Consider the following 23,356-nt stretch of genomic DNA (forward strand, 5'->3'; position numbering starts at 1 on the left):
TTCTCCGCCCGCCACCACCCCCGTCAGATGAGGCTGGCGGCCCGTTCCCCCGCCCCACGGGGCGTCCGCTCGTGGCGGGGGAGCAGCAGCGGGGTGGCGAGGAGCAGCACCCCGGCGACCGCGATCGCGGCGCGCGGGCTGGTGACGGCGGCCAGCACACCCCACAGGGCGGTGAGGGCCGCGATGCTGACGCTGGCGCTGATCGCCCACGCGGAAAGGGTGCGGGCGATCCGGTCGGGGGCGGTGTGGTCGAGCCGGTAGGTGGCCAGCACCGGGTTGAACAGGCCGCAGCAGGTCACCAGGCCGAACTGGACCGCGATGACGAGCGCGATCCCGGGCACGCCGGGCACGACGAACGCCAACCAGACGGGCCAGCACGCGCGCAGCACCCCGGAGGCCAGCAGCATCCGGTGCCGCCCGAACCGCGCCACGAGCCGGCGCGCCAGCCGCGAGCCGACGAGACCGCCGACACAGGGGACCGCGAACGCGAGGCCGTACTGCCAGGGCGAGAAGCCGAGATCGCCCAGCAGGAGCACGGCGAGCAGCGGCTCCGTCGCCATGATCAGGCCGTTGACCGCGATGGCGTTGAGGAACAGCGGGCGCAGCGTGCGGTCGCCGAGGATGAAACGCCATCCCTCGACGAGGTCGCCCGCGCGCAGCCGCGGCGCGGCGTCCCGCGCGGGGCGCGGTTCCGTTCCGCCGATGGCGCGGATGCCCAGCGCGGAGAGCAGGTAGCTGACCGCGTCGACCAGCACGGTCGTCACCGGGCCGAACACTCCGATCGCGGCTCCGCCGAGCGGCGGTGCGACCGAGGTCGCGGTCCACGTCGTGGACTCGAACCGGCTGTTCGCGACGAGCAGGTCCTCCGGCCGCACCAGCGACTTCAGGAACGCGCCGCTGGCCGCCCGGAAGGCGATGCCCGCCGCGGCGACGACGACGGAGACGACGAGGAGGTGGGCGAAGCCGAGCCAGCCGAGCGCGAACGCGACGGGGATGCTCAGGACCGCCACGAACCGGACCAGATCCATCGCGATCATGACCGGTCGCTTCCGGCGGAACTCCACCCAGGGACCGAGCGGCACCGCGACCACGGCCCCCACCAGACGTCCCGCCGCGGCCAGCGCCGCCACCTGGGTCGGCCCGCAGTGCAGCACGAGGACCGCGATGAGGGGGAACGCGCCGAACCCGAACGCCGTGCCGTACGAGCTGATCGCGAACGCCGCCCACAACCACCCGAACCGCCGCCCCAGCGACCGTTCACTTGCCCTCCGCACCGCACCCCGCCTACCGCCGCACAACCATCCGCTGACCTCCGGCATCCAAGCGACGATCCGACCGCCAGATCAAACAACCGGACGGCCGGGTGGCCCCAACCATCCGTTGTGTCGCTACCGTGTCGGCGTGGATCTCGACGCCGTGCGCAGCTTCGTGGCCGCGGCGGACGCGGGACGGTTCCAGGACGCCGCCGACGAGGCCTCGATCACCCAGCAGGCGGTCTCCAAGCGCGTCGCCACGCTGGAGCGGCACCTCGGCGTGCGGCTGTTCACCCGCACCGCACGAGGCGTGCGCCTCACCATCGACGGACAGGCGTTCCTGCCCCACGCCCGCGACCTGCTACGGGCCGAGGAACGGGCGCTCGCCTCCGTGCGCCCCGGCAGCCGCGCGCTGCGCGTCGACGTGATCGGTCGGAAGCTCGCCCCGGCCGCCCTGCTGGGCGACTTCCACCGCGCGCACCCCGAGGCCGAACTCGACGTCGTGACCCTCTTCGACGCCGACGCGGCCGTCGACGCCATCAGATCCGGCACCATCGACGCGTCCTTCCGCGCCGTCACCATGCCAGGACGGCACCTCCCCGACGACATCGACGCCGCCCGGGTCTTCGACGAGGCCGTACAACTCCTCACCGGACCGGCCCACGAACTCGCCGCCGCCCGCACGGTCAGGCCCACGGAGCTCGTCGGGCACCGGATCTGGATGCCGGGCATCGTGCCCGGGACCGAATGGGCCGCCTACTACGGCGACCTCGCCGCCGCGTTCGGCCTCACCATCGAGGTCACGGGGCCCGACTTCGGCACCGAGCCGCTGCTCGACACCATCGCCGACTCCCGTTCCCTGGCGACCTTCGTCGGCGAGCAGACCCGCCTCGTCTGGCCCGCCGACCACGGTCTCCGGCGCATCGCCGTACGCGACCCGACCCCGGTCTACCCCCACTCCCTGATCTGGCACCGCGACAACCCCCACCCCACCCTCACCGCCCTCCGCACCCACCTCCACCCCCGGTGCCCCGATCCCCCCGCCGCCGAGACGTGGACGCCTACCTGGGCGTAGCGGACCGGGCGAGGTGGTCGACGGTCTCGCGGAGCGAGTCGGTGACGGGGGTGGGTTCGAGGGCGAAGGTGGTGGTCGTGGTCGTGGAGTCCATCACGAAGGGGCGGCGGAACTGGTACTGGGTCTCGCGGAGGGCGCGGACCAGCGGGCTGGTCAGGCCGCCCAACCAGAAGACGGGCCCGGGCATCACGGACAGGCGCGGGGCGGGGGCGCCGGCCTGGGCGCACGCGCGGGTGGCGAGGTCGCGGATGGAGACGGGCGGCGCGGTCGGCGCGTGCCAGGGGCGGCCCCAGGCCCGTTCGTCGTCGGCGCAGGCGACCATCGTGCGGGCCACGTCGCCGGTGTAGGTCCAGCTGTGCGGGGCGTCGAGGTCGGCCGGCACGCTGGCCCGGCGTCCGGCCAGGACGCGCGGCAGCACCTGGACCGTGAGCAGGGACTGGGTACCCGCGCCCAGGTAGTCGGAGCTGCGCACCTCGGTGGCCCGGACCCGCCCGGCCTCGTGCGCCGCCAGCGCGTCCCGCCAGATGCCGGCGCGGACCCGGCCCTGCACGCCGGTGGCGGCCAGCGGAGTCTGTTCGGTCATCGGGCCCTCCACCGGCCCGTAGCCGAACAGGTTCGCCGCCGTCACCAGCACCGCGCCGGAGCGCTCGGCGGCGCCGAGGAGGGCGGCGGCCAGCGGCGGCCAGTCCGTGGCCCAACGGTGAAACGGCGCCGCGGCGCAGTTGTGGAGCGCGGCGGCGCCGTCGCAGAGCCGGGCGAGGGCGTCGGCGTCGGTGGCGTCGGCCGCGACCCGTTCCACCGCGGGGTGCTCGGGGCCCGAGCCGCTCCGGGTCACGACGCGCACCCGGTCACCGCGCTCGGCGAGCAGTTGCGCCGCGGCCGATCCGACAGGACCGGCGCCGACGATCACGTGTAACGACATCCGCATCTCCTTCGCACGGCTTCACCGGGACGGCGAAGCCGCCCCCATCATCGCCGACGGCGCCCTCCCGCACACGGGGCGCGGGCCCACGGTTCGGCGGGTCAGGCCGTGACGCCGAGCCGTTCGCGCAGGACCGGGTGGGCGAAGTCGTCCCCCTCGGCGTAGCGGCGGGCCTCGGCGACCGCGAGCTCGCCCAGCCGGCGCGTCTCGTTGCCCACCGAACCGGCGATGTGCGGGCTGATCAGCACGTGTTCGCACGCCCACAGCGGATGGTCGGCGGGCAGCACCTCGGGGTCCGTGACGTCGAGCACCGCCCGGATCCGACCCGCGCCGGCCAGTTCGGCGAGCGCGTCCTGGTCCACCACCGCCCCGCGCGCCGTGTTGATCAGCATCGCGCCGCGCCGCATCGAGCCCATCAGGTCGCGGCTCACCAGCCCGCGGGTCTCGGGCAGCAGCGGCACGTGGACGCTGACCACGTCCGCCGCGCGGAACGCCTCGGCCAGGCCGACCGACCGGGCGCCGAGCCGTTCGGCCTCCTCCGGGGAGACGTACGGGTCGTAGAGCAGGGCGCGTAGGCCGAACGGGCGCAGCAGCTCCAGCACCCGACGCCCGATCAACGAGGCGCCGAGCACGGCCACGGTGCTGCCGTAGTTGCCGAGGGGCGTGTCCGCGGGCAGGCCGGCCGCCCAGTCCCGGCGGGCCCTGGTCCGGCGGTAGTCGGCGCTGATCTCCAGGACCCGCTTGTTGGCCAGCAGGATCATCGCGAGGGTGTACTCGGCGACGGGCAGCGCGTTGGCCGCCGCGGCCGAGGAGACCCGGATGCCGCGCTCCCAGCACGCCTCGGTGACGTGGTGCCGCACGGTGCCGGCCGCGTGCACGATCGCCCGCAGCCGCGGGGCGCGCGCCAGCACCGCGGCGTCCAGCGGCCGGCAACCCCAGCCGGTGACCAGCAGTTCGGCCTCGGCCAGCACGGCGTCGGCACCGTCGGCGGTGAAGTCGTCGAGCAGCGGCGGGTACCGGAGGTCGGTGACCGCGCCCAGCGCGGCGAGCGTGTCCTCGCTGAGCACCTGCTCGGCGCCGAAACGGTTCATGGCGAGGGCGGCGACGGGGCGGCGCGGGTGCATGGCTGGCTCCTGGTACGGGGCGGTGCGGGCGTGCGTGGGTTCGGGCGTGCGGTGCGGGCGTGCGGGCGTGCGGGTTACTTTCCGTGGCTGACGGCGCGCGGGCCCAGCCCGCGGGCGTGGGTGCGCAACCGGGGCGCGAAGGAGGCGTGGAAGACGCCGGACGCGGCGCCCATCGCGGCGGCCGACTCGTTCAGCAACGAGTGCGCCACGTGCACCCGCCGGACGTGCCGGGCCACCGGATACGCGTTGACGGCGGCCCGGATCTCCGACAGGTAGAGCCCGGCGACCGGCGCGGGCGCGGCGGGGCCGCCGACCACCAGCAGCGTGGTGTCCAGCAGGTCCGTGACGCCGATGGCGCCCCTGGCCACCACCCGGGCGACGTCCCGGATCGCGCCGGCGGCCCGCTCGTCGCCGGCCACCGCCGCGGCGCAGACATGCTCGTAGGCGCTCGCGGGGGCACCTCCCGGGCCGTCAGGGCCAGGGGGGATGTCCGCCGGTATGGCGAGGCCGGCGGCCGTGGCCTTCTCCACGACGCTGGACATCGGCGCGCACTCCGGTACCAGTCCCGGGCGGCCCTCCGGGTCGAGCCGGCCGACGGCGAGCGCGCAGAGCTGTCCGAACTCCCCCGCGTTGCCCGTCCGGCCCCGGTACACGTCGCCGTTGAGGAACGCGCCGCAGCCCGCGCCGGCGCCGAGGTAGAGATAGACGAAGTCGCCGGCGCGCTCGCCCGCGCCGATCCAACGCTCCCCGATGGCCGCCGCCGTGGCGTCCTTCTCGACCGTGACGGGAACGCCGAGGCGTTCGGCGAGCGCGGCGCGCAGCGGCACGTTCCGCCAGCTGTCGAAGAGCGGCGGGTTGAGGACCACACCGGCCTCGGCGTCCAGCGGTCCCGGCACGGCGACGCCGACGCCGAGCAACTCGTCCGTGGCGGGGCGGCGGGCCTCGATGGTCTCGCGGGCCATCCGGGCCACGCTGTCGATGACCCAGTCCGGGTCGTGCCGGCCGAGCAGCGGGAGCCGGCGCTGCTCCACCACGCCGCCGCACAGGTCCACCAGCACCTGGGTGACCATCTCGGGGTCGAGGTGGATGCCGATGGCGCAGGCCGCGTCGGCGCGCAGCCGCAGCGGCACCCGGGGCTTGCCCTTCGCGGTGGGCCCGTCGCCGGTGGTCCGGTGCCGGTCCTCGTCGGGCGGCGTCTCGACGAGGAAGGCGGAGGTGAGCAGGTTGCGGGTGATGCGGGAGACGGCCTGCGGCGTCAGCCCGGTCCGCTCGGCTATCTCCACCCGGCTGAGCGCGCCGGCCTCGCGGATGCTCTCGATGACGAGCTTCTCGTTGAACGAGCCGAGCGCGAGCTGGTCGAACGCGCGCGGGGCGCGCGTGGGGGCGCCGGCCAGGCCGCCGAGGGCCTGGAGCGGGACGACGGGGGCCCGGGCGGTGGCCCCAGGGCGCTGCCAGGCGAAGTGGCCGCCGCCGGGCTCGGCGGCGTGCGCGCGTAGCGCCGCGACCACGGAGTCGATCACCGCGCGCGCGTCGTCGGGCCGGTGCCGCAGCTCCAGCTGGGCGACGACGCCCGCGGTGCCCTGCCAACTCGCGTACTCCGGCGCGGCGCGCAGGTCGAGGGGCGCGTCCGGCAACTCGGAGCCCGGATCCCAGACCAGCACCCGGAGGTCGAGGTCGGGATGCCGCTCGCGCAGGTCGCGCAGCAGGGCGGTGAACGCCGCGCGCCCCTCGGTGGACACCGCGGCGGCCGGCTCCGCCGGAACAGCCACCGGAGGAGCAGCCGGAGGCCCGGGCGGTCCATGCGGTCCGGGCGGTCTGTGCGAGGCCCCCGCGCCCGCCGCGCCGGGACGGCGGGGCGCCGCGTGCCGGACCGGCGGCAGCGGCGGTGGGGTGAGCAGGCCGAACGCGGCGGTGACGGTGGCGGCGTGGTCCAGGCGTTCCGTCGCGTCGGCCGGCGCGCCAGGCGGGTCGCCGGCGGCGCCTCCCAGACCCTCGGAGCCCTCGGAACCAGGGGGAGCAGGGGGAGGAGGAGCGCCCTCGGCGAGCACCAGCGCCCCCGCGTTGGCCTGCTGCCACAGCCCCAGCAGCCGCGGATGGGCGCACGGCAACGGCGGGCTCGTGGGCACCGTCACCGACGTGGGGTCGTCGCCGGTCACGCCCCAGCGCCGCCACACCGCGCTCAGCGCGGTGTGCGAGACGCCGAGGTGGTCCGCGAGGCCCCGCGCCGACCAGGCGGTGCGGGGCGGCAGCGGCCCGGCGAGGGTGACGGTGATGACGTCGGCGTCGTCGATGCGCGGCGGCCGGCCGCTGCGCGGACGGTGCTCCAGGCCGGCGAGGCCCTGCGCCGCGTACCGGCCGCGCCAGGACGCCACGGTCGGCCGGGAGACGCCGAGCGCCCGCGCGCTGTCGGAGACCGAGACGCCGTCCGCGGCGTCCAGAACGATCCGGGCTCGCACCCCGCGATCGGGACGCCCCGCCGACCAGGCGCGCAGCGCCTCCCGCTCGGCGGGGGTGAGCACCAGTTCCGGACCCTCATGCATGGGCACCATCCAACACGCTTTCCCACCCCTGTAAAAGTACTTACTGGCCAACGATCCGGCGACTCCGGCCGAAATCTCGGCGACTTCCGGGCAGTGCACGGCGGGGCATTGACTAAATCAATCCATTGGATTTACATAATTCAGCACTGTCGGGCCCACAGCAACGGAGAACGTACCCGTGCACGACAACCGCATGCTCGTCGAGGAGCGCGTCACCCGCTTCCTGGAGACCCGCCTCGCCCCCGCCCTCCACGGTCCCGTCCACCCCTTCACGCTCTCCGCCTGGCATGTGCCGGGCGAACCCGTTCCGGTCGGCGAGGCGCTGGCCGCCGAGTACGGTCCGATCGCCCTCGGCGACACCTGGGGCGGCCCGTGGGCCACCACCTGGCTGCGGGTCACCGGCGAGATCCCCGCCGCGTTCGCGGGGGAGCGGGTCGAGGCGGTCTTCGACCTCGGCTTCGAGCTCGCCGACGGGCCGGGAGGCCAGGCCGAGGGCCTGGTCCACGACGCCTCGGGCGCCCCGCTGCAGGGGCTACACCCGTATCACCGCTCCGTGCTGCTGGCCGAGCCGGCCGCCGGCGGGGAGCCCGTCGACCTGTACGTCGAGATGGCCGCCAACCCGCCGATCAACGGCTCGCACGCGGTCGGCCAGCACTACGGCAATCCGGCCACCGCCGGCAGCGAGCACCTCTACCGGCTGAACGTCGCGGGCCTCGCGGTCCGGCGCAACGCCGTCTGGCACCTGATGCACGACATCGAGGTGCTCGACCAGCTGATGCGGGAGCTGCCGCTGGCCAGCCCGCGCCGGCACGAGATCCTCGTCGCCCTGGAGCGCGCCATGGACGCCGTGGACCTGGCCGACGTGCCGGGCACCGCGGAGCGCGGCCGGGAGGCGCTGGCCGGCGTGCTGGCGAGCCCGGCGCACGCCTCCGCGCACACCCTCTCGGCGGTCGGGCACGCGCACATCGACTCCGCCTGGCTGTGGCCGATCCGCGAGACCATCCGCAAGTGCGCCCGCACCTTCACCAACATGACCACCCTGGCCAAGGAGTACCCGGAGCTGGTCTTCGCCTGTTCCTCGGCCCAGCAGTACGCCTGGATGAAGGAGCGGCGCCCGGAGATCTTCGCGCGCATCAAGGAGGCGGTGGCCGCCGGCACCTGGGCGCCGGTCGGCGGCATGTGGGTCGAGGCGGACGGAAACCTGCCGGGCGGCGAGGCGCTGGCCCGCCAACTCGTCTACGGCACGCGCTTCTTCGCCGAGGAGCTCGGCGTGCGCACCGAGGGCGTCTGGCTGCCCGACTCCTTCGGCTACACCGCCGCCTACCCGCAGCTCGCCCGGCTGTCCGGCGCGAAGTGGTTCCTCACCCAGAAGCTGTCCTGGAACGAGACGAACACGCTGCCGCACCACACCTTCGACTGGGAGGGCATCGACGGCACCCGGGTCTTCACCCACTTCCCGCCGATCGACACCTACAACGCCCAGCTGACCGGCGACGAACTCGCGCACGCCGTCGCCAACTTCGCCGACAAGGGGATCTCGACCCGCTCGCTGGCCCCGTTCGGCTTCGGCGACGGCGGTGGCGGGCCCACCCGGGACATGCTGGAGCGGGCGCGGCGGCTGCGCAACCTGGAGGGCTCGGCGAAGGTCAGCGTGGACCAGCCGAACGCCTTCTTCGAGGCGGCGCGCGCCGAGTACGCCGACGGCTCGCTGCCGGTGTGGCGCGGCGAGCTCTACCTGGAGACGCACCGCGGCACGTACACCTCCCAGGCCCGCACCAAACGCGGCAACCGGCGCGCCGAGGCGCTGCTGCGGGAGGCCGAACTCTGGTCGGCGACGGCGGCGTTGGCGACCGGGCTCGACTACCCCCACGAGCGCCTCGAGGGCCTGTGGCGCCGCGCGCTGCTGCACCAGTTCCACGACATCCTGCCCGGCTCCTCCATCTCCTGGGTGCACCAGCAGGCCGAGGCCGCCTACGCGGAGATGCACGCGGAACTGGAGGAGATCGTCGGCACGGCGCTCGACGCGCTCGCCGGCGGCGACGGCGGGGAGGGTCTGACGGTCTTCAACGCGGGACCGTTCGCGCGGGCGGGTGTCGGCGTGCTGCCGGCCGGCACCGCGCCGGAGCCGGCGGGCGCGCAGCGCCTGGTCGACGGCCGGCTCGCCGTCCCGGTGACCGCCGCCGGCCTCGGCACCGGCCTGGCCGCCGCCGGCGCCGCGGCCGACGCGCCGGCGCCGGTGAGCCTGGAGCCCGCCGGCGGGGGTCACGTCCTCGACAACGGCCTGCTGCGGGTGCGGATCGACGACGCCGGGCTGGTCCGCTCGGTGCGCGACCTCACCGCCGACCGCGAGGCGCTCGCCCCCGGTTCGGCCGGCAACCTGCTCCAGACGCACCCGGACGACCCCACCAAGTGGAGCGCGTGGAACATCGACCGGGCGTACCGGAACACCGTCACCGACCTCACCGAGGCCGAGTCGGTGGAGGCCGTCGACGCGGGCCCGCTGCTCGCCTCGGTCCGGGTCACCCGGGTCTTCGGCGCGGCCGGCGCCTCCCGCGTCACCCAGCTCCTGGAACTCGCCGCGGGCAGCCGCGAGCTGGTGGTGCGCACCGAGATCGACTGGCAGGAGCGCGACACCGTGCTGAAGGCCGCCTGGCCGCTGGACGTGCACGCGGAACACGAGAGCGCGGAGATCCAGTTCGGGCACGTGCGCCGGCCCACCCACCAGAACACCAGCTGGGACGCGGCCCGTTTCGAGCTGTGGCACCACCGCTGGGTGCACGTCGGCGAGCACGGCTGGGGCGCCGCGGTGCTCAACGACTCGACCTACGGCCACGACGTGTCCCGCACCACCCGGCCTGACGGCGGCACCACGACCACGCTGCGGCTCTCGCTGCTGCGCTCGCCGCACAGCCCGGACCCCCATGCCGACAGGGGCCGGCACAGCTTCAGCTACGCCCTGGCGGCCGGCGCCGACCTGGGCGCGGCGGTGGCCGGCGGCTACGCGGCGAACCTGCCGCTCCGGGCGCGCCCCGGCGCGGCCGACGTGGCGCCGCTGGTGACCCTGGACAACCCGCAGGTGGTCGTCGAGTCGGTCAAGCTCGCCGACGACCGGTCGGGCGACGTGGTGGTGCGGCTCTACGAGTCGCGCGGCGGCTCCGCGGCCGCCACCCTGTCCGCGTCGTTCCCGCTGGCCGACGCCCGCGCATGCGATCTGCTGGAGGCCCCCACCGACGCCGAACTCCCGCGCACCGCGGGCGGCGACGTGGCCCTGCGGCTCCGTCCCTTCGAGATCCGGACGCTGCGCCTGACGCCGGCTCCCTGACGAGCGGGTCTCCGCCGGCGCCGGCTCGCCCACTGAGCGAGACGGCGCCGGTCAGGTGAGATCCAGGGTGACGCGCAGGGCGGCGGAGATGCGGTCCATGGTCTCCGTGTCCACGGCGCCGAGGAACTCGCCGGCCGTCAGGCGCTTGTCGGTCAGGGCTGTGAGGTCGACGGCGACGGCAGCCCCGTGCACCGGGCGCGCCATAGGGATGGTGACGACCGTGTCCGGGGCGCCCTGGGTCTCGTCGATCATCATGCATACGGCGGTGCCCGGCAGCGCGGCAAGGGCGGCGTCCGACTCGACGATGACCACCGCGCGGGTCTTGGTGGCCAGTTGGACGCGCCAGACCTGGCCGCGGGCGACCGTGGGCGTCACGCGACGTCCTCACCGAAGATGTCGGCGAACTCCTCGACTTCGGCCTCGCGAGCCGCCCGCACGCGCCAGGCCTGTAGTGCAAGGGCCGCGTCCCGCAGTTGCTGGGCTCGAAGCGCGTGCTCGATGTAGGCCGACAGATTGCCGCCGGGGGCGACGGCACGAGCGTGGGCGAGGAGGTCGTCCGGCAAGGTGACCGTAGTCCGCGAACGAGGGCTCATGCACAAGAGCATACCTCTGTATGACCCGAGGTAGGCGAGTTGGGCACATGCGATGGTGCGAGTGAGCGCTACGCAGCGCTGGCGCGGTCGCCTGCGGCCCTTCCGCTCAGCCCTCGCCGACCTTTGTCCAGTCGGCGATGGAGATACGACTTTCTCCGTTCAAAGGGGTTCCATTGTCGGGGAAAGTTGTTACCGTCCTGTCGCGTATCGGTGCGCTGGCGTGGGGTTCAGTGCGGAGGATCCAAGTGCACAGGAGAGCAAGAGTCGTTGTCGCGGCCGTGGTGGGCGCCATGCTTGCCGCAGCCGTCCCCCTCACCAGCGCGTTGTCGTCGGCCTCGGCCGACCCCGCCGCGCCGGCGGAGCCCGCCGCCGCCGAGTTCCAGCAGGTGTCGCTCGCCTCGGGCAACGCCGAAATGGGCGAGCCGATGTCGCTGGCCGTCCTGCCCGACCGCTCGGTGCTGCACACCGCGCGCGACGGCACAGTCCGCCTGACCACGTCCGAGGGCGCCACCAGCGTCGCGGGCAGGCTGACCGTCTACGACCACGACGAGGAAGGGCTCCAGGGCATCGCCGTGGACCCCAACTTCGCCGCCAACCGTTGGGTCTACCTGTTCTACGCCCCGCCGCTCGACACCCCGGCCGGCGACGCGCCGGAGTTCGGCTCCGCGGCGGACTTCGCCTCGTTCGAGGGCGTGAACCGGCTGTCCCGGTTCGTTCTGAACGAGGACGGCACGCTCGACCTGGGCAGCGAGATCTCCATGCTGGAGGTCACCACCAGCCGCGGCCAGTGCTGCCACGTCGGCGGCGACATCGACTTCGACGCCCAGGGCAACCTGTACCTGTCGACCGGCGACGACACCAACCCGTTCGCCTCCGACGGCTACACCCCGATCGACGAGCGCGGCGACCGCAACCCGGCCTTCGACGCGCAGCGTTCCTCGGGCAACACCAACGACCTGCGCGGCAAGGTGCTGCGGATCACCCCGCAGGCGGACGGCAGCTACACCACCCCCGAGGGCAACCTCTTCCCGCCCGGCACGGAGGGCACCCGGCCCGAGATCTACGCCATGGGCTTCCGCAACCCGTTCCGGATGAGCGTGGACGACGCGACCGGCGTCGTCTACCTCGGCGACTACGGACCCGACGCCGGCGGCCCCTCCGACACCCGGGGACCGGGCGGCCAGGTCGAGTTCAACCGCATCACCGAACCGGGCAACTTCGGCTGGCCGTACTGCACCGGCGACAACGACGCCTACGTGGACTACGACTTCGGCTCCGGCGCCTCGGGCGGCACCTTCGACTGCGGCGCCCCGCGGAACACCTCGCGGAACAACACCGGCCTCACCGACCTGCCGCCCGCCCAGCCCGCCTGGATCCCCTACGACGGCAACTCCGTACCCGAGTTCGGCAACGGCTCGGAGTCCCCGATGGGCGGCCCGGTCTACAACTACGACCCCGACCTCCAGTCCGACGTGAAGTTCCCGCAGGAGTACGACGGGGACTACTTCGCCGGCGAGTACGGCCGGCAGTGGATCAAGCGCGTCGAGATGGACGGCAGCGGCGGGGTCACGGCCATCAACGACTTCCCCTGGACCGGCACCCAGGTGATGGACATGACCTTCGGCCCCGACGGCGCGCTGTACGTGCTCGACTACGGCATCGGCGGACAGGACGTCGCCGGGCTCTACCGCGTCGAGTACACCTCCGGCGGCCTCGCCCCGATCGCCAGGGCCGCCGCCGACACGACCTCGGGCACCGCGCCGCTGGCCGTCGGGTTCAGCTCCGAGGGCAGCAGCGACCCCGGCGGCTCGGCGCTCGGCTACGCCTGGGACTTCGGCGACGGCGGCACCTCCACCGACGCCAACCCCACCCACACCTACGAGACCAACGGCCAGTACACGGCTGAGCTGACGGTCACCAACGGGGCCGGCCTCACCGCCAACGCCTCGATCCCCGTCACGGTCGGCAACACCGCCCCCACGGTGCAGTTGAACCTCCCGCACAACGGGCAGCTCGTGGACTTCGGCGACGCGGTGCCGTTCGAGATCACGGTCACCGATCCCGAGGAAAGCGAGATCGACTGCGCGAACGTCACCCTGACCTTCGCGCTCGGCCACGACAACCACCACCACGACCTCACCTCGACCACCGGCTGCTCCGGCACCCTGCAGACGCTCTCCGACGGCGAGCACGACGCGAACGCCAACATCTACGGCGTCTTCCGGGCGGAGTACACCGACGGCGGCGCGAACGGCCAGCCCCCGCTGACCGGCGTCACCGAGCGCGTCTCCCAGCCGACCCACCGGCAGGGCGAGCACTTCGGGAACAGCAGCGGCGTCGAGGTGGTGGACCAGGCGTCGGCCCACGGCGGGCACGCCACCGGGTTCATCTCCGGCGGCGACTGGATCTCCTACCACCCGTACCACCTCGCCGACGCCGGCGAGTTCACCGCGCGGGTCGCATCGGCCGGCGCGGGCGGCACCATAGAGGTCCGCGCGGGCGCCCCCGACGGGACGCTGCTCGGCTCGGTCGAGGTGCCGGTCACGGGTGGCTGGGAAACCTACCAGGACGTCACCACGACCCTGTCCAACCAGCCGGCGGAGACCACCGAGCTGTACCTGGTCTTCACCGGCCCGACCGGAGCCGGCGACCTCTTCAACGTCGACGACTTCATCCTCACCCCATCCCCCACCTCAACTCTCAGTCCAACCCCCAGTTCAACCCCCACGACAACCCCCACATCCGCCGAAGGGGAGTGACACCACCCATGAGGCTGTCCCCACGAATCCGCAGGCTCGCCTGCTGGTCGGCCGGTGGCCTGCTGTGCGCCGCCGCCCTGCCGGCCGCGTCCGCCGCCGCCGCGCCCGACACTGCGGCACCCGAAGATGCCGCCTACGAGGTGCTGGTCTTCTCGAAGACCGCGGGCTTCCGCCACGACTCGATCGACGAGGGCATCGCCGCGCTGACCCAGCTCGGCAGCGAGAACAACTTCACGGTGACCGCGACCGAGGACGCGACCGCGTTCACCGCGGAGAACCTCGCGCAGTACGAGGCGGTGGTCTTCCTCTCGACCACGGGCGACGTGCTGGACGAGACCCAGCAGACCGCCTTCGAGGGCTACATCGAGGGCGGCGGGGGCTACGTGGGCATCCACGCCGCCGCCGACACCGAGTACGACTGGCCCTGGTACGGCGGGCTCGCCGGCGCGTGGTTCGCGTCGCACCCGGCGATCCAGGAGGCCACCATCCAGGTCGAGGACCACGAGCACGACGCCACCGCGCACCTCGGCGACCAGTGGGTCCGCACCGACGAGTGGTACAACTACCAGTCCAACCCCCGGACCGACGCCCACGTGCTGGCCACGCTCGACGAGACCAGCTACGAGGGCGGGGGCATGGGCGAGGACCACCCGATCTCGTGGTGCCAGAACTACGAGGGCGGCCGGTCGTTCTACACCGGCCTCGGCCACACCGCCGAGTCCTACGCCGAGCCGGACTTCCTGCGCCACCTGCTCGGCGGCGTCCGCTGGGCGGCCGGCGTGGTGGAGGCCGACTGCGGCGGCGGGAACACCAACCCCGAGCCCGAGTACACGCCGATCTTCGACGGCACCAGCCCCAGCCTGGACGGCTGGTCGCAGGCCGGACCAGGCTCTTTCGTGCTGGACGAGGAGGCGGGCACCCTCACCTCCGAGGGCGGCATGGGCCTGTTCTGGTACGAGGCGGACGAGTACAACTCGTACTCGCTGAAGCTCGACTGGCGCATGCAGGGCGACAGCAACTCGGGCATCTTCGTGGGCTTCCCGGCCTCCGACGACCCGTGGACCGCGGTGGACAACGGCTACGAGATCCAGATCGACGCCACGGACACCGACGACCGCACCACCGGTTCCATCTACGGCTTCCAGTCGGCCGATCTGGAGGCCCGCGACGAGGCGCTCAACCCGCCGGGGGAGTGGAACGCCTACGAGCTCAGGGTCGAGGGTGAACGGATCCGGGTCTATCTCAACGGGACCCTGATCAACGACTTCACCAACACCGACCCCGCACGTAGCCTCCTTGACGGATACATCGGTCTGCAGAACCACGGCGACACCGACGTGGTGTCGTTCCGCGACGTGCGCATCGCGGAACTGCCGGCCGACCCGGGCTGCTGACCCGGGCCGATCCGAGCACGACCCCACGGTGTCCGGCCGCGCCCGAGCGCGGCCGGACACCGTGGCGACAACCGAAGAGAGCACGGCCCCCAGGACCACGGAGACCCGGGGCCAGGAAACAGGGCAAGGAAGGTGCGTCATGACCACGTCTCCCCAGGATCATGTCGGCCAGGACCGCGCGGGCCGGGAACGCGTCGGCGTATGGCTCGTCGGCGCCCGCGGCTCGGTCGCCACCACCACCGCCGCCGGACGGGCCGCGCTCGCGGCCGGCCTCCACCCGCCCACCGGGCTCGTCACGGCCCTGCCCCCGTTCGCCGGCTGCGCGCTGCCCGCGCTCGACGACCTCGTGTTCGGCGGCCACGACACCGCCGCCACGCCGCTGCCCAAACGCGCCGAGGAACTCGTCGCCGCCGGCGTGCTGCCGCCCGGACTGCCCGCCGCGGTGGCCGCCGAACTCGCCGCCGCCGACGCCGAGATACGCCCCGGCGCCGCGCACCCCGGCGAACAACTCGCGGACCGCCTGGCCGCCGACATCGCCGCCTTCACCGAGCGCAACGGCCTGGCCCGCACGGTCGTGGTCAACGTCGCCTCCACCGAGGGCAGCAGCACGGACCCGAGCCCGATGTACGCGGCGGCGGCCGTCGCCGCCGGCTGCCCCTACGTGAACTTCACCCCCGCCACCGGCATGCGCGCCCCCGGCCTCGCCGAACGCGCCCTCGCCGCGGGGCTGCCGCACGCCGGGCGGGACGGCAAGACCGGACAGACGCTGCTCCGCGCCGCCCTGGCGCCGATGTTCACGCAACGGGCGCTGACCGTGCGCTCCTGGTCCGGCGCCAACCTGCTCGGCGGCGGCGACGGCGCCGCGCTGGCCGACCCGGCCGCCGCCGCGGCCAAGAACGCCGGCAAGGCCCGGGTGCTCAACGACATCCTCGGCGAGCAGCCCGAGGGCACCGTGCACATCGACAACGTGCCGGCGCTCGGCGACTGGAAGACCGCCTGGGACCACGTCGCGTTCGACGGCTTCCTCGGCACCCGGATGCTGCTCCAGACCATCTGGCAGGGCTGCGACTCCGCGCTCGCGGCGCCGCTCGTCCTGGACCTGGTCCGGCTGCTCGCCAGCGCCCACGCGGCCGGCCTGGCCGGTCCGGTGCCCGGACTCGGCTTCTACTTCAAGGACCCCGACGAGGGCCCCGCCGCGCTGGGCGAGCAGTACGCCGCGCTGCTCGACCTGGCCGGCCGGCTCACCCGGCCCGCCGAGCCCGCAGAGCAGGCCCGCCCGTGAACCCCACGGCCCGCGCCTGGGTGGAACTCGTGCGCGGCCCTGCCGCGCTGACCGTGCCCGGCGACCTCCTCGCCGGCGCGGCCGCCGCCGGCGGCGCCACCGTCCGGCACACGGGCCCGGTGATCGGCGCGTCCCTCTGCCTGTACTGGGCCGGCATGGCGCTCAACGACTGGGCGGACCGCGACATCGACGCCGCCGAGCGGCCGGGCCGGCCCATCCCGTCCGGGCGTGTCCGCCCCGGCGCCGCGCTCGCCGCCGCGACCGCGCTGACCGGCGCCGGGCTCGGCCTCGCCGCCGCCACCGGATCCCGCCGCACGCTGTCCACCGCCGCCGCCCTGACCGCCGCCGTCTGGGGCTACGACCTGTGGCTGAAGAACACGCCGGCGGGACCCGCCGCGATGGCCTCCGCCCGCGGCCTCAACCTGCTGCTCGGCGCCGCCGCCACCGGCCGCCCGATGGGTCCCGCGGCCCGCCCGGCCGCGCTGCTCGCCGCCCACACCCTGGCCCTGACCAGCATCTCCCGTCACGAGGTGCACGGCGGCCCGCGCACCACCCCCGCCACCGCCCTGCTCACCACCGCCGCCATCGCGGGCACGACCGCGCGCCCCCGCCGCACCGGCTCGCCCTGGCCCGGCCGGGTCGCGACGCTCGCGGCGGCCGGCGCCGCCCGCCCCACCGCCGGCTGGCGCGCCCGCGCGGCGGCTCTGGCCACCGTGGCCGCCGCCCGGGCCGCCGACCACGCGGCGGAGGACGTGCCCCCCACCCGCCCCGCCGCCGCTGCCACCGGCCACGGGGCCGCGCCGGGGCGGCGGCGCTGGGGATCGGCGTTCGCCGCCCTGACAGCGGCCCGCGCGGTCGCCGGGGCCCGAGCGCCGGTCGGCGGCCGCCCCGGGGCGGGCCCGTCGGGCGTGCGCTCCCCGCAGGCCGGCCCGCGCGGCCGCCTTGCCGCGCTCGGCCTCGTCACGGCCGCCCGCGCCACCGGCCTGTCCCGGCCGGATGGTTCCGCGCCCGGCTCCTCGGCCGGGACCTCATCCGGTACCGGCGCGGCCGACTCATCCGGGGCCGGCAGCGGCGCCTCCGCCGCCTCCGCGGCCGCCGAGGCCGCGTTGGCCGCCGGCGCCGGGTGGGTCGCGGTGCGCGAGGCGGCGCGGCAGCGGCCCGCGGAGCCGGTCGCGCCCGCCACCCGCGCGGCGCTCGCCGCCTCCGTCGGCGTCTACCTGGCGACCGTCGTGCCGCCGCTGGTGCGGGCCGTGCGGGAGCCGACCGGGGCGCGGATGCGCGCCGGGGTGGTGGGCGGGCTCCAGGGCCTGCTGCCGTTGCAGGCCACGCTCGCCGCCCGCGCCGGGGCGCCCCGTCTCGCCCCGCCCGCCCTGCTGCTCGCGCTCGTCGCCGCCCGGCGGCTGTCCAGGAAGGTGACCCCCACATGAGCGCCTCCGGCGGCCGCGCCTCGGTCGCCCCTGAGCGCTCCGGTCGTCCGGGTGGTGTTCGCCGTGCGGCGGTGGCCCGTCGTTTCCCCCCGCGGCGCCCCGGTCTCCCGGTCGGTGGCGCTCCCGTCGGCGGTCGTCGCCGCGTGGCGGAGGAGGTGGCCGCCGTGTGGCCGCTGGTCAGGGACGCGGCTCCGCCATGAACGCCGGCGACGTTCCTCCCGGCGCGCCCCGCGCCATCGGCACCGGCCACCTGCTGGCGGCCGTCCAGGAAGGTAACCCCCACATGAGTACCCCCGCCCACCCACCCCGCGCCCACCCCGCCGCCGACGTCTCGCCCGGTCGTCACGGTGACACCGGCCGGCAGGACCGCCCGCAGGGCCTCCGTTTCGCCTACGGCACCAACGGCCTCACCGACCTGCGGCTGACCGACGCGGTACGACTGCTGGCCGATCTGGGCTATCAGGGCGTCGCGGTGACCCTCGACCACATGCACCTCGACCCGTGCGCCCCGGACCTGCTGCCGCGGGCCGCCCGGCTCGGCCGCGACCTCGACCGGATCGGGCTCGGCGCGGCCGTCGAGACCGGCGCCCGCTACGTGCTGGATCCCACCGCCAAGCACGGCCCGAGCCTGCTCGACCCCGACCCGGACGCCCGCGCCCGCCGGGTTCGGCTGCTGCTCGACGCCGTCGCCGTGGCGGCCGAGTTGCGCGCCGGCGCCGTGCACTGCTTCAGCGGCATCACCCCGCCCGGCACCTCGGAGGAGGCCGCCTGGGACCGGCTCACCGGGGCGCTCGGGCCCGTGCTCGCCGCCGCCCGGCGGGCCGGCGTGCCGCTCGCCGTGGAGCCCGAGCCGGGCATGCTGCTGGACACCACCGCCGCGTTCCACCGGCTGCGCGAGCGGCTCGGCGACCCGCCGGGCCTGGCCCTCACCCTGGACATCGGCCACCTGCGGTGCCTCGAATCCGAGCCCATCCCCGACCTGGTCAGGGCGGCCGCGCCCTGGGTGGCCCACGTGCAGATCGAGGACATGCGGCGCGGCGTGCACGAGCATCTGCCGTTCGGCGAGGGGGAGATCGACTTCCCGCCGGTGCTGGCCGCGCTCGCCGACACCGGCTACGACGGCCTGGTCTCCGTCGAACTGCCCCGCCACTCGCACGCCGGTCCCGCGCTGGCCCGCAGCTCGATCGCGTTCCTCCGGCGCGCCACGGCCACCGCCCAGGCGGCCCGCACCCCGCGGCCCACCGACCTCGCGACCGGCCTGGCCGGGACCCGTCGCCCGGCCGCCGCAGTCCACCCCGCCGCACGGAGGGACGCCGCCGCATGCTGATCAGCGAACTGGAGGCCCGCCTCACCCCCGAGGCCCGCGCCTGGGTGGCCGACCAGGCCGACCAGGCCGACCAGACCGACCAGGCCGGCGGCTGGGAGGCCGCGTTCACCGCCGCCCGCCGGCGCGTCGGGGCCGGCGCCGCGGAGCCGGCCCGGGTGCTGCTGCTGCACGCCGCCCGCCCCGACGCCGACACCGTCGCCCGCCTCTACCACCAGGGCGACGCCGCCGAGCGCCGCGCCGTGCTGCTCGCGCTGCCGCACCTGCCGTACCTGGAGGCCGCCGCGCTGCCCCTCGTCGAGGACGCGCTGCGGACCAACGACGCCCGTCTCGTCGCCGCCGCCGTCGGCCCGTACGCCGCCCGCCACCTCGACCAGCACCTGTGGCGGCACGCCGTGCTCAAGTGCGTCTTCGTCGACGTCCCGCTCGACGCCGTGGCCTCGCTCGACGACCGCGCCGACCCCGAACTCGTCCGCATGCTCGCCGACTACGCCGCCGAACGGACCGCCGCAGGACGGCCGGTACCCGACGACGTCCGCCGCCTGATGGAGCCGTGATGCGCATCCTCGACCCGCACATCCACATGTCCTCCCGCACCACCGACGACTACGAGGCCATGCGCGCGGCCGGCGTGCGGGCCGTCGTCGAGCCGGCGTTCTGGCTCGGCCAGCCCCGCACCTCGGTCGGCAGCTTCCTCGACTACTTCGACGCGCTGCTCGGCTGGGAGCCCTACCGGGCCGCCCAGTACGACATCGCGCACCACTGCACCATCGCGCTCAACCCCAAGGAGGCCAACGACCCGCGGTGCACCCCGGTGCTGGACGAGCTGCCGCGCTACCTGAACAAGGACAGCGTCGTCGCCGTCGGCGAGGTCGGCTACGACTCCATGACCCCGGCCGAGGACGAGGCCCTGGCCGCGCAGCTGGAGCTCGCCGCCCGGCACGACCTGCCCGCCCTCGTGCACACCCCGCACCGCGACAAGGCCGCGGGCCTGGAGCGCACCCTCGCCGTGCTGGCCGAGTCCGAACTCCCCCCGGAGCGCGTCCTGCTCGACCACCTCAACGAGGTCACCGTCGACCGCGCCAAGGACAGCGGATGCTGGCTCGGCTTCTCCATCTACCCCGACACCAAGATGGACGTGGACCGGATGATCCGGGTGCTGCAGCGCCACGGACTCGACCGGATCCTGGTCAACTCGGCCGCCGACTGGGGCCGCAGCGACCCGCTCAGAACCCGCAAGGTCGGCGACGCCATGCTCGCCGCCGGGTTCGGCGACGACGACGTGGACCGCGTGCTGTGGCGCAACCCCGTGGCGTTCTACGGCCAGAGCGGCCGGCTCGACCTCGACGACCCCACGGCCGACCAGCCCGAGCTTTTCGAGGGCAACTCCATCCTCCGTGGCGCGCCGGCCGAGCCGGCGAAGGGGTGAGCCGCCGATGCGATTCCGGCACCCCGACGGCAGCACCGTCCACCTCGCGTACTGCACCAACGTGCACCCGGCCGAGACCCTCGACGGCGTGCTGGCGCAGCTGCGCGACCACTGCGCCCCGGTCCGGCGCCGGCTCGGCCGGGAGCGGCTCGGCATCGGCCTGTGGCTCGCCGCCGACGCCGCCCAGACCCTCGCCGAACAGCCCGAGGCGCTGCGCGCGCTCCGCGCCGAACTCCGCGCCAACGGCCTGGAGGTGGTCACCCTCAACGGCTTCCCGTACCGCGGCTGGGGCCAGGCCCGGGTCAAGCGGCGGGTCTACCACCCCGACTGGACCACGCCGGAGCGGCTGAACCACACCACCACGCTCGCCCGGATCCTCGCCGCGCTGCTCCCCGACGACGAGCCCGAGGGCACCATCTCCACCCTGCCGCTGGCCTGGCGCGAACCGTTCCCCGACACCGCGCGGGACCGCGCCCTGGCCCGGCTCACCGACCTCGCCGAACGCCTCGACGCGCTCGCCGAGGAGACCGGGCGCGGCATCCGCCTCGCCCTGGAACCCGAGCCCGGCTGCGTCGTGGAGACCACCGAACAGGCCGCGGCCCTGCTCACCGGGTCCGGCGCGCCGCCCACCCACCGCGTCGGCGTCTGCCTGGACACCTGCCACCTGGCGACCGCCTTCGAGGACCCCGACGCGGCCGTCGACCGGCTGGACGCGGCCGGCGTCCCGGTGGTCAAGGCCCAACTGTCCGCCGCGCTGCACGCGGAACGGCCCGACCTGCCCGAGGTCAGGGCCGCGCTCGCGGAGTTCGCCGAACCGCGCTTCCTGCACCAGACCCGGGAACGTCCGCAGGGGACGAACACCGGCCCCGTCGCCGCCCGGGACGACCTGGACATCGCGTTGGACGGGCCCGACGCCCTGCCCGGCGACGGACCCTGGCGGGTGCACCTGCACGTCCCGCTGCACGCCCAACCCGCGTCGCCGCTCACCGCCACCCTGCCGCTGGTCACCAGGACCCTCGCCCGGCTGGTCGGCGGCCCCACCCCGCTCACCCGCCACCTGGAGGTCGAGACCTACACCTGGCAGGTGCTGCCGCCGGCGCTGCGCCCCACCACCCCGGACCGCCTCGCCGACGGGATCGCCGCCGAACTCGCCCTCGCCCGCGACCAGCTGATCTCTCTCGGCCTCAAGGAGCTGCCATGACCGGCCCGCAGGACGCCTCACCCCTGGTCGTGATCAACGCCGTCGGCCTCACCCCGGCGCTGCTGCCGCACCTGCCCAGCCTCACGGCGCTGGCCCGCGACGGCTCCCGCGCCCCGCTGCGCACCGTGCTGCCGGCGGTGACCTGCTCGGCCCAGGCCACGTTCCTCACCGGCGCGCCGCCCGCCGAACACGGCATCGTCGGCAACGGCTGGTACTTCCGCGGCCTCGGCGACGTGCTGCTGTGGCGGCAGCACAACGCGCTGGTCGGCGGCGAGAAGGTGTGGGACGCGGCGCGCCGCGCCCGCCCCGACTACACCGTCGCCAACGTCTGCTGGTGGTACGCGATGGGCGCCGAGACCGACTTCACCGTCACCCCCCGCCCGATCTACCACGCCGACGGCCGCAAGGACCCCGACTGCTACACCCGGCCCGCCGCGCTGCACGACGAACTGACCGGGAAGCTCGGCCCGTTCCCGCTGTTCCAGTACTGGGGGCCGACCGCGGCCATCGCCTCCTCCCGCTGGATCGCCGACGCGGCCCGCCACCTGCTGCGCACCCACCGCCCCGACCTCACCCTGGTCTACCTGCCGCATCTGGACTACGACCTGCAGCGGTTCGGTCCGCACGGGCCGGAGGCGCGCGCCGCCGCGGCCGAACTGGACACGGTGCTGCGCCCGTTGCTCGCCGACGCCCGGGCCGCGGGCGCGACCGTGGTGGTGCTCTCCGAATACGGCATCACGCCCGTGCAGCACCCTGTGCACATCAACCGCGCGCTGCGCCGCGCCGGGCTGCTGGAGGTGCACGAACAGGCCGGCATGGAGTACCTGGACCCGTGGGTCTCCCGGGCCTTCGCGGTCGCCGACCACCAGGTCGCGCACGTCTACGTGCGCCGCCCCGAGGACCTGCGGCGCACCCGCGAGGTGCTCGCCGAACTGCCCGGCGTGGCCGAGGTGCTGGACGCGGACGGGCTCGCCAAGCACGGCCTGAACCACCCGCGTTCCGGCGAACTGCTCGCGGTCGCCGACCCCGACGCGTGGTTCACGTACTACTACTGGCTCGACGACGAGCGCGCCCCCGACTTCGCGCCCACCGTCGAGATCCACCGCAAGCCCGGCTACGACCCGGCCGAACTGTTCTTCGACCCGGCGGACAGGATGGCGAAACCACGCGCCGCCCTGGCCCTGGCCAGGAAGAAGCTCGGGCTGCGCTACCGGATGAACGTGATCCCGCTCGACCCCTCGTACGTGCGCGGCAGCCACGGGCGGCTTCCCGACGACGAACGCGACCAGCCGGTGCTGCTGTGTTCGGACCCCGACGCCCTCACCGGCGCCCCGCTGAACGCGACGGACGTCAAGCCGTTGATGCTGCGCCTGTCCGGGGTGTGACGGGCCGTCGGTTCGGTGTGATACTCGCTGGCATGGGGAGAGGCAAGGGGAGAGGACCGTGGAGCCAGGCTGAACGGGACGGCATCACCGTCGAGATCGGTTACGCGCTGTTCAGCGCGGCGCTCCTCGGCGCCCTCGTCCTGGCGGCGATCGCCGGCCCCGCCGCCGTCTGGCACCTTCCGCACCGCGTCGAGGACCTCCTGGTCCGCACCGGCGCGGTGGCGGCGGGACTCCTCGCGGTGCTCCGTGTCGTGCACGTGCTGCGCGGACACGCCCGCCACCTCCGCGAACAGCGTTGACCGGCATGCTCCCGCGGCGGCCAGGAC

18 protein-coding genes are annotated in these 23,356 nt (G+C 74.9%); 12 read left to right on the forward strand and 6 right to left on the reverse strand.

Features of this window, described 5'->3' with window-relative positions:
- Positions 1 to 23: 23 nt before the first annotated feature.
- Positions 24 to 1,274 (reverse strand): MFS transporter, encoded by a 1,251-nt coding sequence (locus ABGB06_RS02240; RefSeq protein WP_347584896.1) that lies wholly within the window; start codon positions 1,272 to 1,274, stop codon positions 24 to 26.
- 127 nt (positions 1,275 to 1,401) lie between these two features.
- Here ABGB06_RS02240 and ABGB06_RS02245 point away from each other — a divergent pair, with 127 nt between their 5' ends.
- Positions 1,402 to 2,328 (forward strand): LysR family transcriptional regulator, encoded by a 927-nt coding sequence (locus ABGB06_RS02245; RefSeq protein ID WP_347584897.1) that lies wholly within the window; start codon positions 1,402 to 1,404, stop codon positions 2,326 to 2,328.
- Here ABGB06_RS02245 and ABGB06_RS02250 read toward each other — a convergent pair.
- The 3 genes from ABGB06_RS02250 to ABGB06_RS02260 all read right to left on the reverse strand — a co-directional run bounded on the left by ABGB06_RS02250 (position 2,315) and on the right by ABGB06_RS02260 (position 6,914).
- On the reverse strand, positions 2,315 to 3,250 hold the full coding sequence (locus ABGB06_RS02250) for an NAD-dependent epimerase/dehydratase family protein (RefSeq protein WP_347584899.1): 936 nt from the start codon (positions 3,248 to 3,250) through the stop codon (positions 2,315 to 2,317). The genes ABGB06_RS02245 and ABGB06_RS02250 overlap by 14 nt on opposite strands.
- 101 nt (positions 3,251 to 3,351) lie before the next feature.
- A complete protein-coding gene (locus ABGB06_RS02255) occupies positions 3,352 to 4,374 on the reverse strand; it encodes a hydroxyacid dehydrogenase (RefSeq protein ID WP_347584900.1) in 1,023 nt (340 codons plus the stop codon).
- 74 nt (positions 4,375 to 4,448) lie between these two features.
- Positions 4,449 to 6,914 carry an ROK family protein gene (locus ABGB06_RS02260; protein ID WP_347584901.1) on the reverse strand — a complete coding sequence of 822 codons (2,466 nt, stop codon included), beginning with the start codon at positions 6,912 to 6,914 and terminating at the stop codon, positions 4,449 to 4,451.
- A 178-nt stretch (positions 6,915 to 7,092) separates the two neighbouring features.
- On the opposite strand from ABGB06_RS02260, the gene ABGB06_RS02265 reads away from it, so the two are divergent.
- Positions 7,093 to 10,236, forward strand: coding sequence for a glycoside hydrolase family 38 C-terminal domain-containing protein (locus ABGB06_RS02265; protein WP_347584902.1), 3,144 nt, complete (start codon positions 7,093 to 7,095; stop codon positions 10,234 to 10,236).
- A gap of 51 nt (positions 10,237 to 10,287) precedes the next feature.
- On the opposite strand, the gene ABGB06_RS02270 is transcribed toward ABGB06_RS02265, so the two are convergent.
- The gene (locus ABGB06_RS02270) at positions 10,288 to 10,611 is read right to left on the reverse strand and encodes a type II toxin-antitoxin system PemK/MazF family toxin (RefSeq protein WP_347584903.1); all 324 of its coding nucleotides are present in this window, start codon (positions 10,609 to 10,611) and stop codon (positions 10,288 to 10,290) included.
- The gene (locus ABGB06_RS02275; RefSeq protein WP_347584904.1) at positions 10,608 to 10,829 is read right to left on the reverse strand and encodes a type II toxin-antitoxin system CcdA family antitoxin; all 222 of its coding nucleotides are present in this window, start codon (positions 10,827 to 10,829) and stop codon (positions 10,608 to 10,610) included. Before ABGB06_RS02275 ends, ABGB06_RS02270 begins: the two co-directional genes overlap by 4 nt.
- Before the next feature lie 290 nt (positions 10,830 to 11,119).
- On the opposite strand from ABGB06_RS02275, the gene ABGB06_RS02280 reads away from it, so the two are divergent.
- The 10 genes from ABGB06_RS02280 to ABGB06_RS02325 all read left to right on the forward strand — a co-directional run bounded on the left by ABGB06_RS02280 (position 11,120) and on the right by ABGB06_RS02325 (position 23,329).
- Positions 11,120 to 13,588, forward strand: a complete 2,469-nt coding sequence (locus tag ABGB06_RS02280; RefSeq protein WP_347584906.1) for a PQQ-dependent sugar dehydrogenase — start codon at positions 11,120 to 11,122, stop codon at positions 13,586 to 13,588.
- An 8-nt stretch (positions 13,589 to 13,596) separates the two neighbouring features.
- Entirely contained in the window at positions 13,597 to 14,982 is a 1,386-nt protein-coding gene (locus tag ABGB06_RS02285; protein ID WP_347584907.1) for a ThuA domain-containing protein, read from the forward strand.
- Positions 14,983 to 15,121: 139 nt separating this feature from the next.
- Entirely contained in the window at positions 15,122 to 16,264 is a 1,143-nt protein-coding gene (locus ABGB06_RS02290) for an inositol-3-phosphate synthase (protein ID WP_347584908.1), read from the forward strand.
- A complete protein-coding gene (locus ABGB06_RS02295) occupies positions 16,261 to 17,691 on the forward strand; it encodes an SCO3242 family prenyltransferase (RefSeq protein WP_347584909.1) in 1,431 nt (476 codons plus the stop codon). The genes ABGB06_RS02290 and ABGB06_RS02295 overlap by 4 nt, the downstream gene beginning before the upstream one ends.
- A gap of 283 nt (positions 17,692 to 17,974) precedes the next feature.
- Positions 17,975 to 19,018 (forward strand): sugar phosphate isomerase/epimerase family protein, encoded by a 1,044-nt coding sequence (locus ABGB06_RS02300; RefSeq protein WP_347585423.1) that lies wholly within the window; start codon positions 17,975 to 17,977, stop codon positions 19,016 to 19,018.
- On the forward strand, positions 19,012 to 19,572 hold the full coding sequence (locus tag ABGB06_RS02305; RefSeq protein WP_347584910.1) for an EboA domain-containing protein: 561 nt from the start codon (positions 19,012 to 19,014) through the stop codon (positions 19,570 to 19,572). The genes ABGB06_RS02300 and ABGB06_RS02305 overlap by 7 nt, the downstream gene beginning before the upstream one ends.
- Complete coding sequence (locus tag ABGB06_RS02310; RefSeq protein WP_347584911.1) at positions 19,572 to 20,444, forward strand: TatD family hydrolase; 873 nt, start codon at positions 19,572 to 19,574, stop codon at positions 20,442 to 20,444. Before ABGB06_RS02305 ends, ABGB06_RS02310 begins: the two co-directional genes overlap by 1 nt.
- A 7-nt stretch (positions 20,445 to 20,451) precedes the next feature.
- Positions 20,452 to 21,645 carry a metabolite traffic protein EboE gene (eboE, locus tag ABGB06_RS02315; RefSeq protein WP_347584913.1) on the forward strand — a complete coding sequence of 398 codons (1,194 nt, stop codon included), beginning with the start codon at positions 20,452 to 20,454 and terminating at the stop codon, positions 21,643 to 21,645.
- Positions 21,642 to 23,030: a nucleotide pyrophosphatase/phosphodiesterase family protein gene (locus ABGB06_RS02320; protein WP_347584914.1), complete on the forward strand. Its 1,389-nt coding sequence runs from the start codon at positions 21,642 to 21,644 to the stop codon at positions 23,028 to 23,030. Before eboE ends, ABGB06_RS02320 begins: the two co-directional genes overlap by 4 nt.
- A gap of 32 nt (positions 23,031 to 23,062) precedes the next feature.
- Positions 23,063 to 23,329: a DUF6332 family protein gene (locus ABGB06_RS02325; protein WP_347584915.1), complete on the forward strand. Its 267-nt coding sequence runs from the start codon at positions 23,063 to 23,065 to the stop codon at positions 23,327 to 23,329.
- The last annotated feature ends 27 nt before the right edge of the window (positions 23,330 to 23,356 follow it).

Source organism: Streptomyces sp. B6B3, assembly GCF_039871525.1.
Classification (GTDB): Bacteria; Actinomycetota; Actinomycetes; order Streptomycetales; family Streptomycetaceae; genus Streptomyces.